The organism is Bacteroidales bacterium (genome assembly GCA_031276035.1).
Taxonomy (GTDB): domain Bacteria; phylum Bacteroidota; class Bacteroidia; order Bacteroidales; family BM520; genus RGIG7150.
In genome coordinates this window covers 148,381-161,135 of sequence record JAISNV010000034.1, presented here as the reverse complement: position 1 = coordinate 161,135, position 12,755 = coordinate 148,381, and the positions used below count along the sequence as shown (strand labels likewise).

Below are 12,755 nucleotides of genomic sequence, written 5' to 3'. Positions count from 1 at the left end.
AATAGGCAATTGATAATGATTTATTAATTTGTTGCTGAATATTTTAGATTTTTTTATTCTTTAACGACCTTTATCGATTCAATCACATCATTATCCATCTGATTGTAAATAGGATAAAACGCTTCATCATCAAATAAATTTCTTCCGATGTAGGCTTTAATCAAAATTTTTATTTCATTTTTTGCCGCATCATAACCTTGTTTGTCGAAAGTAATATTTTTCTTTTCAGACTCAGAAAGAAGTTCGAAAAGCATTTTTTCAGTAACATTAAACTCTTTAATAAAGCCTTGCGGATCAATATATTTATCAATAAGTTCTTTCCTGTGTTTATCTGTATAATCGAAGGCAAATCTGAAGATTATAGATTTATTTATCAATTGATAATAAAATTCTTTATCTTTCAAATTAGTAATAGGTACGAAAACATCCGGATTGATACCGCCGCCGCCGTAAACTACTCTACCTGAAGATGTAAAGTATTTTTGTGTAGTATCAAAAGAATGAATACTATCGGCAGAAATTAATTCTCCCGAAATATATCTATCCAGAAAATCCGCATAATATTCGTCTTTACCGCCGGAATAAGATCTTTGAATACTTCTTCCGCTTGGAGTATAATATCGTGAAACTGTAAGATGTATAGCCGACTGATCCGGCAGTTCAATATGTTCTTGAACTAAACCTTTTCCGAAGGTTCTTCTGCCGACAATAGTTCCCCTATCGTGATCTTGAATAGCGCCCGCAACAATTTCACTTGCGGAAGCAGAAGATTCATCAACAAGAACCACCAACTTGTCATTAATAAATTGTCCTCCACCAAAACTGTAGAGGTTATTTCGCGGGCTATGAGTACCTTCAGTATAAACAATTAAAGTTTTTCTTTCAAAAAACTCCGAAGAAACTTCAACAGCACTTCTTAAAGCGCCGCCGCCATTACCTCTCAGATCAAGAATTAACTCCGTCATTCCTTGGTTTTTAAGTCTTTTCAAAGCAGCATGCAGCTCATCTCCTGTTTTTAAACTAAAAGACGAAACTCTAACATAGCCCAAACTATTATCAATCATATAAGCAACATCAACACTCTTGCTGTCTATAACATTTCTAATTATTTCGAAATGAAGCAACTCATCAACATTCCTTCTGTGAATGCCAACCCGAACAGAAGTTCCCTTAGGTCCTTTCAGCAGTTTCATAACTTTAGCATTGGTAATTCCAACACCGGCAATAAGGCTGTCGTTAACAGTAATTATGCGGTCGCCCGCTTGAATTCCCATCTTTTCCGACGGCCCGTTAGGAATGGTATTAACAATAAAAACAGTATCGCTTTCTATTCTGAACTGAACTCCAATTCCTTCAAAGTTACCTTTTATTGATTCCTGGCTGGCGCGAAGATCTTCGGCGCTTATGTAGGTCGAATGCGGGTCAAGGCTGTCGAGCATACTTACGATAGCTATTTCTTCAAGATGATTAATATCTACCTCATCTACATATTTATTTTCGATCAGATATTTTATTCTTTCGAATTTATCAATCTCACGATTATTGTTTTTATAAATAAAATGCGCGTTTCTTAAAGGAGCATTGTTGATAAACAAGCATAGAATATACCCTATACATAAAGCTATTGCTATTATAAGAGGAATATACGATTTTGTTTTTTGCGACATATTATTTGTTATTATAATGAGTCATTGTAAAACTTGCACCTGCAGTGACAAAACTTCTGACAGCAGAAACAGCAAAGTTAATTTTTTCTTTTAGAAATTCCGTTTCCTCGTGGTTAAATTTTCCTAATACATAATCTACTTGATAACCTTGAGGATAGTCATGACCAATTCCAAAGCGCAATCTACTGAAATTATTCGTACCAAGAATTTCAATAATATTATTTAATCCGTTATGAGAGCCTCCGCTACCTTTTGTTTTTAATCTCAGAACCCCCAAATCCAAGTCGATATCATCGGAGATAACCAATAAGTTTTCAATTGAAATATTTTCTTTATCAAGCCAATAGCGCACTGCTTTTCCGCTAAGATTCATAAATGTTGTCGGCTTAATAAGTTTTAACATTCTTCCTTTATAACGAAGAGTATTTGTTAACGCATATCTTTCCGATTTGAAAGGAGTATCAAGATCTTTACAAAGTGCATCAAGTATTATCCAACCAATATTATGGCGGGTATTTTCATATTCCACACCCGGGTTTCCAAGTCCGACGATTAAATATTTATCCATTTTCTATTAATCTCCAATAATTGATAAAGCTTTTTCGATAAAAGAATCTTTACCCTGAGCAATATCTTCCTGAGACATATCCATTTTTATATCAGGTTCAATACCGTGTTCGATATTAAAACCATCATTAGTGTAAGTAATTGTTGAGGAAAACCTGTAATTCCATCCGTTCGGCAATTGGTAATCCATCGGTAATCCGCCGCCACCGCCAGTATTATCACCGATAATAACCGTATTAGGACGTTGTTTCATAAACGTTGCGAAAAAGTTAGCCGCACTATAGCAATGCCTGTTTGTAAGAAGATAAAAATCTTTATTAGCCAACGGTCTTTGCCAGCCTTCATGATCTTTATTTTTGTTTGCAGGAGTAACGGTAAGGTCTATTCTATCACTAAAACTATCATGCTCAGGACCATTTTTTACTTTATAATAACCATATGTACAGGTTTCATTAATTAATTGAGAGGCAATAAACTGCACATTAGCCATATATCCTCCGCCATTATTTCTAATATCAAAGATTATTGCATTAGTATTAACATATTCTCTAACAAGGTAATCCCATTGTTCTTGTGTAATTAATGAACCGGAGAAGCTTGAATAATAAATATATCCTATATTGCCTTCTAGTCTTTTGTGTTTAAAAGGTCCTGTGACGGAATAATCATTTCCGAGATAGTTTCTTTCTAAAATATTTTGATCAAAATTAGGCGGATAATCAAGAAACCAACTCCAATTTCTAGAATAATCGAAAGGAGCAAAAATATTTGAATGTCCGTCGTATAAAGCGTTCATCATTTTCGAAAGAATATCAAAAAGATCCTGTTCATCCATATCAGAAAGAACCATCGGTTTATAAACATTATAAACCGAATCCCAATCAATATTTTTATATTCGAAAAAAGAATATTTTTCATCAAGTTGTTTCCACATAGACTCGAAATTGTCCACCGCATCATTACTTGCTTCATTGGTCATAAATAACATATCGCAAGAAGTTATTATACACGAAAAAACAGTTATTATCAATATAAATATTTTCTTCATGATTTCCGTGGTTTAGAGAGATTAAACAAGAATCCGAGAAATAAAGTATGGTTTCCGATGGTAAGCTTTTGGTTGTTAGAATTATTAATAACCGAAAAAGCATAGGTAGCACGGAAAGCATTTCCATTTTTCAAATAATACTCATAACATAAATCAGAAGCAAGCTTTTGATATGAGCCAAAAGAAGCGAGTTTAAATTCAATTTTTTCATCTACAAAAACTCCTCCTAAATAATGAGTGCAATATATATATGAAATTATCGGAATATCAATAAACCAGAGCAGATTCATTCTCTGATTTATCTTATAGTACATTCCGCCGGATATACCCAAAGAAAGTAATGAAAGGTTAATATCCGTGCTTCCGTTACCCATAACACTATTATTTCGTAACCCGAAATCTATCATCGCATTTCCGCCGGCATAAAGTTTAATTCCGTTTGAGAAATTATAAACTTTTTGAGCATAACGATACTTAAGTTCGGCATTTATTGAAGAAACATAAACATTCGGGTTGTACGAAGCCGGATCAATATACACAGGTTTTAAGTTTGATACGGAAAAGGACAATCTGACTTCGTGATGTACTTTGTCATAATCAGTATTTATATAACCGAGACTTCCGCCGATACCAAATCCCGAATATGTTATGGGACTATTAAACTTATTAAGTAAGTTTTGTTGAGATAATCCGACGTTAAAGGATAAGGCATTATATTTATTCTGTGCAGATAAGCTAAACGATAATAAACAACATGTTATAAGTAAAAATTTTCTCATAATTGTTTTTTGGTTCAAAGTTTAAAATTTATGTTTTGATATTGCACTTCTATCAATTACAAAACAATTCATATACAGAAGAATCACAAAATTTATAACTTTGTTTGTCTATATATCAAGATTTTATTAATTATTAAATTCAGTTGTCATTAAGATTTTAACTCTTAAAATCTCTCTCTTTGTTAGAGATGACAATATCATTTATTTAACACATCTGCACTTTCAAACCTTTCCACACATTATTCTACATTCCAGGTATTACCTGATTGCATTAATTCATCGGCATTAGTTATAGTTGAAGAGTTTTTAGCTCGTACAATTTGTTCTATAAGTAAATCACTATAAATCGGTCTAATTACAGATCTAATAACGCCAACGGCAACAGGAAAATCCGGAGCTTTCATACGTGCCAACATCATATGAACACCTCTATCTTCCTGATGAATATCATGAACAAGGAGGTCATCAACAGTGATGTCGTTTTCACCTATATTAACTACTTCCAACTGATATGAATTTGGGCTTAAACGAATGCCTTTATTCATTTCTTTACCAAAAATCATAGGTTTTCCGTGTTGGAGATGAATCAATCTATCGGCTCTATGTTCTCTGTCATTAATGTAAGCATGGGCTCCATTATTGAATATCACGCAATTTTGCAATATTTCGGTAACGGCAGTACCTCTATGTTGTGATGCTGCCAATAAAATTTCTTCCTGGGTTTTGAGGTTCATATCCATAGAACGGGCAAAGAATGTTCCTCCGGCACCAATAACAAGTTCTCCCGGATTAAACGGTTCTTCTATAGTGCCCATAGGAGAAGTTTTAGTAACTTTTCCCAAAGGAGTTGTCGGGGAATATTGGCCTTTAGTTAGTCCATAGATCTCATTATTGAAAAGAACTATTTTTATATCCATATTACGTCTTATAGTATGTATGAAGTGGTTTCCGCCAATTGCAAGGCAGTCTCCATCACCCGTAGTAACCCATACGCTAAGATTCGGATTTGCTATTTTAGCACCGGAAGCAATAGGAAGAGCTCTACCGTGAATACCATGGAATCCGTACGTATTAATATAATAAGGACTTCTTGATGAACAACCGATACCTGATATTATTAAAATATCTTCTTTCTTTTTACCAAGTTGCGGCATTATTTTTTCCAAGGAAGTCAAAATAGCGTGGTCTCCGCATCCCGGACACCATTTTACCATTTGATCACTAATAAAATCTTCTTTTGTAAGCTTTAATATATTTTCCATGACTATTCTTCTAATAATTTTGAGTAAGCATCAACAAGTTCAGAGACAAAGAAAGGTAAACCTTTCAATTTATTATATTGTTCATATTTAAACTGCGGCAAATTAATTTTAAGATATTTAGCAAATTGCCCGAAATTAAGTTCGCATACAACAATCTTTTTAAACTTTTTGAATACATCTTCCGTATTTTTCGGAAGTGGATTAATATAGTTAAAGTGAGCCAGACCAATTTTTTTTGCAGGATATTTTTTCTTAACGCTATCAAGGGAATTTTTAAGAGCACCATAAGTACCACCCCATCCAACTATCAACAAATCACCTTCTTGGTCACCGATAATTTTTTGATCACCAATAACATCAGCCACTCTTTGTACTTTTTCATCACGGAGAGTAGCCATAAGTTGGTGATTTTCGGGATTATGAGAAACATTTCCCGTTATATTTTCTTTTTCCAATCCGCCTATTCTATGTCTTAAACCTTCAGTTCCCGGAATAGCCCATTGTCTTGCAAGAGTTTTTTCATCTCTACGGTATGGAGCATAATTAGGGTCATTAGCTTTAGCGAGGCGCGGAGTAATTTTTGGAAGATCAGCAAGTTTAGGAACAGGTATAACTTCAGAACCGTTAGCAATATATCCGTCGGTAAGAAGTATAACCGGAGTCATATGTTCAAGAGCTATTTTAGCTGCTTCGAAAGCAAAGTTAAAACAGTTACCGGGAGATGAAGCAGCGATAACGACAACCTGTCCTTCACCATTTCTACCATAAAGAGCTTGTAACAAATCGGATTGTTCCGTTTTTGTAGGTAAACCTGTAGAAGGGCCTCCGCGTTGAACATCAACAATAACGATCGGTAATTCGGTCATAACGGCAAGTCCTATAGCTTCACTTTTTAAAGAAAGTCCGGGACCGCTGGTAGTTGTTATGGCGAGAGCACCTGCAAAGGCAGCACCGATAGCAGAGCATATACCCGCTATTTCGTCTTCAGCCTGATAAGCTTTAACCCCGAGATCTCTTCTATTTTCAAGTTCAATAAGAATTTCAGTAGCAGGAGTAATAGGATAGGATCCGAGATAAAGTTCGAGTCCGGCTTTTTCAGCAGCGGCTATCATACCCCAAGCTGTTGCACTATTACCTGTAATATAGCGATATTTACCTTTTTTCAAAGGATATTTATCTACTATAAAAGTTGTTTTGTTTGCATCAACATTTTCTGCGTAGTTATAACCTGCTGCAAGGACTTTTTTATTTGCTTCAACAATAGTTTGATTTTTGGCAAACTTTGTTTCAAAGTATTTAAAAGTAGATTCTAATTCTCTGTTAAATAGATAATAAATTATACCTAAAGCAAAGACGTTTCTACATTTATCAGCTGTTTTGTTATCACAGCCAAGCTCTTTTTGAGCTTCACGAGTAAGGCTGGTGATTGGTGCGGCAATAAGATGATAGTCTTTCAATGAGCCGTCATCAAGCGGACTATTGGTATAGCCTGCTTTTGTGATACCATCTCCTACAAAGGTATCGGCATCTACAACTATTGTACCACCGTACTTTACATTATTGAGATTAGCTTTCAATGAAGCAGGATTCATTGCAACTAATACATCGGCGATATCGCCAGAAGAAATAACAAGTTTAGATCCGAAATGAATTTGGAAACCTGAAACACCCGATATTGTATTATGAGGTGCTCTGATTTCAGCAGGATAATCTGGAAAAGTTGCGAAATCATTACCAACAGTTGCTGTGTTATCTGCAAATAATGATCCGGCCAGTTGCATTCCGTCACCGGAATCACCGGCAAATTTTACAACTACTTCTTCTAATTCTATTACCTTACTTTTTTTCTCTGTCATGATTTTAAAATTAAAATAATTTATACCGTAAAGCATAAAGGCACTAAGTTTTTACTACTCAGTGCCTCTGTATTTATTTGATAATCTTATCTATTTCTCTATATTAAAGACCTAATTTCTTTTTAACTAAGTTCATAACATTATCAGACGGCTCTGCATAAAGTAATAAGCCTTCCGTACTATTAAATATATAAGTATATCCGTTTTCTTTAGCAACATCTTCAACAGCCTTTTTAGCTTTGTCAATCAAGGGCTGCATAAGCTCGGTTTCTTTATCAGCTAATCTTTTTTGACCGGAAACTTGAAATTCTTCAATACGAGTTTGTAAATCTACAATTTCTCTTTCCTTAGTTTCTCTAATAATATCAGACATACTCGCTTGACTTTGTTGATAAGCAGTATATTTTGATTGAAGTTCTTGTTGCATAGCAATTAATTGTCCTTCAATTGTCTTATAGAATTCTTCATAATCTTTTCTGATTTTTTCTTGTTCGGGCATTAATTCGAATAATGCGGCAAAATCAACATGACCGAATTTGTTTGCTTTTTGAGCTTGCAAATCTACTGTAGAAAAGCAGCAAATTAAGGCTGCTGCGAGGATTAATACTTTTCTCATTTTTATTTTAATTATAATTTTTATTTCTCAAATTTTTATAAAATTTCAGTGTACAAAGGTAAACAAATTTTATAAAACAACAATAATTTTTAATTTTAATATGAATATCCTAAATTATCCAAGATATCATCACTAATATCATACTTTGCACTAGTATAAATCATAGTAACTCCGTCGGCTTTATTAAATATTATTGCATAATTGTTTTTCTCGGCAACATCTTGAATAGCATTATAAACTCTTTCTTGAATCGGCTTTATCAATTCCTGGCGCTTTTTATAAAGTTCGCCTTCGGTACCGAATTTAGATTGCTGAAATTCTTTAATCTGTTTTTCTTTGGCTAAGATTTCATTTTCTTTTTTTTGTCTCATTTCTTCAGGATATAAAACTCTGTTAGCCTGATAGTCTTTGTACATTTTATCGACTTCTGAAAATTTAGCTTCGATTTCTTTTTGCCATAAATTAGCCATATCGTCCAATTGGGCTTGTGCATCATTAAATTCCGGAATTTTAGATAAGATATAATCCGTATCTACATAAGCAAATTTCTGAGCGCTAAGGCTCATACTAAAAATTGCTAATACTATTACTAAAAAATAACGTTTCATATAAAAATAATTTTAATTGTTAATACTCTTTTTTAGTTTTGATTCTGAATCCCGATGTTCAACATTGCTATTTTAAATACTGTAAAATATTTCATGAAAGTTCGATGTTACATGTTTTCATATTCAAATAGATAGATCCCGGAATCTTTACATAATTGTTTGTTTAATAAATTTCAAATATTCAGATAGCTATATTATTTATCAATCATTGTGCCAATTTATCAATTTTAATTACCAATTAATCAATAGATCCGTTAATTGAGAAATGGAATTGACTTCCGCCTGCGCTCGAATTTCCGGGAACCGGATCAAATCCGTAACCCCAGTCAAGACCTAATAAGCCGAACATCGGCATAAATACACGTACGCCAACTCCTGCAGAACGATAGGTATCGAACGGACTGAAGTTTTTAATTGAAGCCCATGAATTACCTGATTCCAAGAATAATAAAGCATAGATGGTTGCATTAGGATTCAGGGAAATAGGATATCTTAATTCAAGTGTATTTTTATTATAAACCGTACCGCCGGAATTAGGACTTAAACTTTCGCTTGAATAACCTCTAAAGCCGATAAGTTCGCGTCCGTCATAATTATATGCACCGGAAAGTCCGTCACCACCGAGATAATATCTTTCAAATGGAGTAATTCCAAGTTCGCTGTTATAGCTACCGAGGAAACCGTATCTAAGCCTTACCATCAAAACTAAATCTCCTATTAATTTTTGATAATAAGCAGCTCTGAAATCCCATTTGTGATATTCAATCCATTTATATCTGTCGGCAGCATCCATTGCCTCATAATCGCTTGATGTTTTTTGCGAGAAAAGAGAATACGGCGGAGTTAGTTTCAAACTCAAAGAAATATCGGAACCTCTGCGAGGATAATACGGTTGGTCGGTAGAATTTCTCGAAAGGGTTATTCCGTATGAAAAATTATAAAAGAACCCGTCAGTCATTCCGTTATCAAACACATCCATATTATTAATATTATAATGTATTAGTGAAATTGATTGATACAAAGTAAAGAAATCATCCGGCCATTGTAATCTTTTTCCTAAACCTAAAATCACGGCATGTTGCTGGAAAGAGCCAAAACCTTCTTTTGTTTTAGCGAGCCCGTTAGTATAGCGGGAATAATAGTAAGTAGTACTAAACGCATTAGGTTTTTTCCTTCCGAGCCATGGTTCGGTAAATGATGCGCTTAAATTAATATATTGTTTTCCGTAAGTTTGAAATCTAAAGGATAAAGATTGTCCGTCACCGACAGGAACCGGTCGCCAGGCTTCTTTTTTAAATATATTTCTTAAAGAGAAGTTGGAGAACTTAACACCGATAGTACCGATAAGTCTACTGTAACCCCATCCTAAAGAAAGTTCAAGTTGGTCGGAAGAAGTTTCTTCAACTGTATAAATAACATCAACGGTTCCGTCCATCGGATTTTGCTGAACATCGGGAGTAATTGTTTCGGCATTGAAATATCCCAAGCTTGCTAATTCTCTTTGCGAGCGTATGATATTTGAGCGGCTGAACAAATCACCCGGACGAGTACGTATCTCACGCATAGCAACAAAATCATTGGTTTTGGAGTTTCCATAAAGTTTAACTTTATTGATATTAGCTTGATTACCTTCAACAATTTGGATAACAATATCAATAGAATCGTTTTCCACAAGAACTTCCATTGGGTTAACTCTAAAGAAAAGATATCCGTCGTCCATATACAAAGAACTAACATCCATTCCCGTCAAGTTAAAATTCAGATTAGCATCAAGTTCTTTCTTATTATATACGTCGCCTTTTTTAATTTTCAGAACAGAATTAAGTTCATCAGCGGTATATTTAGTATTTCCAACCCAGGTAATATTTCTAAAGTAATATCTTTGTCCTTCAGATACATCTATGTCCAAAACAAGGCTTTGTCTATCTTCGGAAAAATATACGGAGTCTCTCAATATTTTAAAATCTCTAAATCCTTGCGAATTATATTTTTCGATTAAACGTAATTTATCTTCTTCCCATTTATCCTCAACGAATTTCGAACTTTTAAATAAACGAATATTAGTATTTTGGACTGCATATTTCCCTATATTATATAATATTTCACCGTAGTCGAAAGTAATAGATTTCTTTACCGTCGAAATAAAAAGCGTATCAATATATGATAAAGCGGTAAAACTACCTTTTTGTTTGGTTTCCTTTAATGTCATTTTAACCTGTGAATCATCAAGAAAATCATTTCCGGATATGTTTATATTACTGATTCTAACTTTATTATTTTTATCGACAACGAAAGTAAGTATAAGGCTGTTAATTTCGGCAGTATCTTTTTCTTGAAGGATATCAACATTAACATTATAAAAACCCTTTTTGGAATAATATGAAGAAATTGTATTATTAACTTTCATCAACATATTATCATTAACCACATCGCCTCTCACAATCTTCATTTCATCACGCAGGTTATCGGCATCGGATTTACTTATTCCTTTGAAAGCAAACTTGGAAAGTCTTGGTTTTTCTTCCATGTAGATATTCAAGAAAATTTGATCATCAACAATAGATGTAGCAGTAATAGAAATATCTGCGAACAAATTTTGTTTCCACAAATTTTTAATTGCGTTTGAAATCTGATCTCCGGGAACGGTAATTTTGTCTCCTACTCTAAGTCCGGAAATCATTTTCAGCACATTTTCATCAAGGTATTTAACACCGGATACGGAGATTCCACCAATAGTATATTCTTTTGGCCTGTTGTAATTTATATTATCCAATTCGCTTGAGAAAGTGACTTGCGAATATAATTCGGTACTTATCAAAACAGCAAAGAACAATATTAAAAGTAGCCTATTTTTCATTTTCATCATTTTTATTAATCACTAAACCGAATCTTCTTTCTCTATTCATATAATCGTCTATTGCACTAATCAGATCTTCTTTTTTAAAATCCGGCCAAAGGATATCCGTAACGAATAATTCGGCGTAAGAAGCCTGCCAGAGCAAGAAATTGCTAAGTCGTTTTTCCCCACCGGTACGAACAATCATATCCGGATCCGGGAAATCTTTTGTATCTAAATAGTTTGATATTAATTCTTCGTTAATATCATTAACAGAGATTTTATTTTCGATTATATCTTGAGCTATTTTTTGAGTAGCGCGTGTGATCTCGTCGCGGGAAGAATAATTATACGCAAGAATTAAAGTAAGCTTGCTATAATTTTTAGTTTCCTCCATGCACCATTTATATTTTTCAACAACTTCGGGTAACATTTTGTTTAGGTCACCGATAATTCTGACTCTGATTTCATTTTCTTTCAAGCGTTCAATATTATCATTAACCGCATCAATTGCCAGTTTCATAAGACCATCAACTTCGCCTTTAGGTCTATTGTTGTTTTCTTTAGAGAAAGCGTATAAAGTAAGATAAGGGATATCTTTAGACATGCAAGCTTGGATAGCTTCGTCAACGGAATCGGCTCCTTTATAGTGACCGTAACTACGATCTTTGCCCTGTGCCGTTGCCCATCTGCCGTTGCCATCCATTATAATAGCGATATGTTTTGGTAAAGATTTTTCTTTCATCATCAGAAATTATTCAAATGTTCTAAACATTTTTTCTTTTTCGGCATTTCAAATTTATAAGATAATCCTAGTTGAAACATTGAATACCAATCCGTATTGGTAGTATTACATACATATAAAATATTATTTCTGTCGAAAAAATCATAATTGTCATAATAGTAAATTCCATCAATCCAATCTACAAATGTTTTGTGCATAACCCATTCTACATGAATTCCTACTTTTTTTGATAAAGAGACTTTAATACCGAATCCTATAACCAAATTCGGTATAATTGAATTTTTTTGTCCGACAGATTCTCTTTCGCTATATAAACCTTCATTATTAAAGGTAAACTCATCATTTAAGAAACCTCCTTCAATATTCATCGGGAGCCCAATGCTGAACCCACCTGTAAGATACGGAGTCCATATATGCTGCTTTGCACCAATAAAGAAAGGAAGAAAATTAATTTCACCAAGTAAACTAATATCAATCATATCGGACTTAAACCATGCATTTCTAATTAAGTCTTCTTTGGTTTTTTCATCTGCACTATGTAGTCTTAAATAATTACCTGAGACTTTCAATGAAATTCTTTTGGTAAAATTATATCTATAATAAAGTCCGAAAGTATAATCCGATTCAATAAAGTGTTTTCCGGGGTTAATATCACCGAGATAATAGCTTGCACCGCCATTGACTCCTACTTCCATCCTTTGTCCGAAACAAGAAAAAGCGGTAACCAACAGCAAGAATATTAATATCAGTTTGTTTATCTTCATTTTTTTA

General features: G+C 33.8%; 11 protein-coding genes. All 11 read right to left on the bottom strand.

The window, feature by feature from the left end:
* Positions 1-53: 53 nt before the first annotated feature.
* The 11 genes from LBP67_09160 to LBP67_09110 all read right to left on the bottom strand — a co-directional run bounded on the left by LBP67_09160 (position 54) and on the right by LBP67_09110 (position 12,748).
* Entirely contained in the window at positions 54-1,667 is a 1,614-nt protein-coding gene (locus tag LBP67_09160; GenBank protein MDR2085146.1) for a S41 family peptidase, read from the bottom strand.
* A gap of 1 nt (position 1,668) precedes the next feature.
* Positions 1,669-2,235: an aminoacyl-tRNA hydrolase gene (gene pth, locus LBP67_09155; protein ID MDR2085145.1), complete on the bottom strand. Its 567-nt coding sequence runs from the start codon at positions 2,233-2,235 to the stop codon at positions 1,669-1,671.
* Between the two features lie 6 nt (positions 2,236-2,241).
* On the bottom strand, positions 2,242-3,282 hold the full coding sequence (locus LBP67_09150) for a S41 family peptidase (protein MDR2085144.1): 1,041 nt from the start codon (positions 3,280-3,282) through the stop codon (positions 2,242-2,244).
* Positions 3,279-4,061, bottom strand: a complete 783-nt coding sequence (locus LBP67_09145; protein ID MDR2085143.1) for a porin family protein — start codon at positions 4,059-4,061, stop codon at positions 3,279-3,281. Before LBP67_09145 ends, LBP67_09150 begins: the two co-directional genes overlap by 4 nt.
* 239 nt (positions 4,062-4,300) lie before the next feature.
* Positions 4,301-5,323 (bottom strand): 2-oxoacid:ferredoxin oxidoreductase subunit beta, encoded by a 1,023-nt coding sequence (locus tag LBP67_09140; GenBank protein ID MDR2085142.1) that lies wholly within the window; start codon positions 5,321-5,323, stop codon positions 4,301-4,303.
* Between the two features lie 2 nt (positions 5,324-5,325).
* Positions 5,326-7,179 (bottom strand): 2-oxoacid:acceptor oxidoreductase subunit alpha, encoded by a 1,854-nt coding sequence (locus tag LBP67_09135; protein MDR2085141.1) that lies wholly within the window; start codon positions 7,177-7,179, stop codon positions 5,326-5,328.
* Between the two features lie 103 nt (positions 7,180-7,282).
* The gene (locus LBP67_09130; GenBank protein ID MDR2085140.1) at positions 7,283-7,795 is read right to left on the bottom strand and encodes an OmpH family outer membrane protein; all 513 of its coding nucleotides are present in this window, start codon (positions 7,793-7,795) and stop codon (positions 7,283-7,285) included.
* Positions 7,796-7,890: 95 nt separating this feature from the next.
* On the bottom strand, positions 7,891-8,403 hold the full coding sequence (locus tag LBP67_09125; GenBank protein MDR2085139.1) for an OmpH family outer membrane protein: 513 nt from the start codon (positions 8,401-8,403) through the stop codon (positions 7,891-7,893).
* Positions 8,404-8,641: 238 nt separating this feature from the next.
* Positions 8,642-11,260 carry an outer membrane protein assembly factor BamA gene (locus tag LBP67_09120; GenBank protein MDR2085138.1) on the bottom strand — a complete coding sequence of 873 codons (2,619 nt, stop codon included), beginning with the start codon at positions 11,258-11,260 and terminating at the stop codon, positions 8,642-8,644.
* Complete coding sequence (uppS, locus tag LBP67_09115) at positions 11,250-11,987, bottom strand: di-trans,poly-cis-decaprenylcistransferase (GenBank protein MDR2085137.1); 738 nt, start codon at positions 11,985-11,987, stop codon at positions 11,250-11,252. Before uppS ends, LBP67_09120 begins: the two co-directional genes overlap by 11 nt.
* Positions 11,987-12,748, bottom strand: coding sequence for a DUF6089 family protein (locus LBP67_09110; protein ID MDR2085136.1), 762 nt, complete (start codon positions 12,746-12,748; stop codon positions 11,987-11,989). Before LBP67_09110 ends, uppS begins: the two co-directional genes overlap by 1 nt.
* Between the last annotated feature and the right edge of the window lie 7 nt (positions 12,749-12,755).

What these genes read in the sequence shown, in the direction of transcription:
- LBP67_09120 (MDR2085138.1), bottom strand. Translation starts at nt 11,260, where the DNA reads ATGAAAAATAGGCTACTTTTAATATTGTTCTTTGCTGTTTTGATAAGT.
- LBP67_09140 (MDR2085142.1), bottom strand. Translation starts at nt 5,323, where the DNA reads ATGGAAAATATATTAAAGCTTACAAAAGAAGATTTTATTAGTGATCAA.
- LBP67_09150 (MDR2085144.1), bottom strand. Translation starts at nt 3,282, where the DNA reads ATGAAGAAAATATTTATATTGATAATAACTGTTTTTTCGTGTATAATA.
- LBP67_09110 (MDR2085136.1), bottom strand. Translation starts at nt 12,748, where the DNA reads ATGAAGATAAACAAACTGATATTAATATTCTTGCTGTTGGTTACCGCT.
- uppS (MDR2085137.1), bottom strand. Translation starts at nt 11,987, where the DNA reads ATGATGAAAGAAAAATCTTTACCAAAACATATCGCTATTATAATGGAT.
- LBP67_09130 (MDR2085140.1), bottom strand. Translation starts at nt 7,795, where the DNA reads ATGAGAAAAGTATTAATCCTCGCAGCAGCCTTAATTTGCTGCTTTTCT.
- pth (MDR2085145.1), bottom strand. Translation starts at nt 2,235, where the DNA reads ATGGATAAATATTTAATCGTCGGACTTGGAAACCCGGGTGTGGAATAT.
- LBP67_09160 (MDR2085146.1), bottom strand. Translation starts at nt 1,667, where the DNA reads ATGTCGCAAAAAACAAAATCGTATATTCCTCTTATAATAGCAATAGCT.
- LBP67_09145 (MDR2085143.1), bottom strand. Translation starts at nt 4,061, where the DNA reads ATGAGAAAATTTTTACTTATAACATGTTGTTTATTATCGTTTAGCTTA.
- LBP67_09125 (MDR2085139.1), bottom strand. Translation starts at nt 8,403, where the DNA reads ATGAAACGTTATTTTTTAGTAATAGTATTAGCAATTTTTAGTATGAGC.
- LBP67_09135 (MDR2085141.1), bottom strand. Translation starts at nt 7,179, where the DNA reads ATGACAGAGAAAAAAAGTAAGGTAATAGAATTAGAAGAAGTAGTTGTA.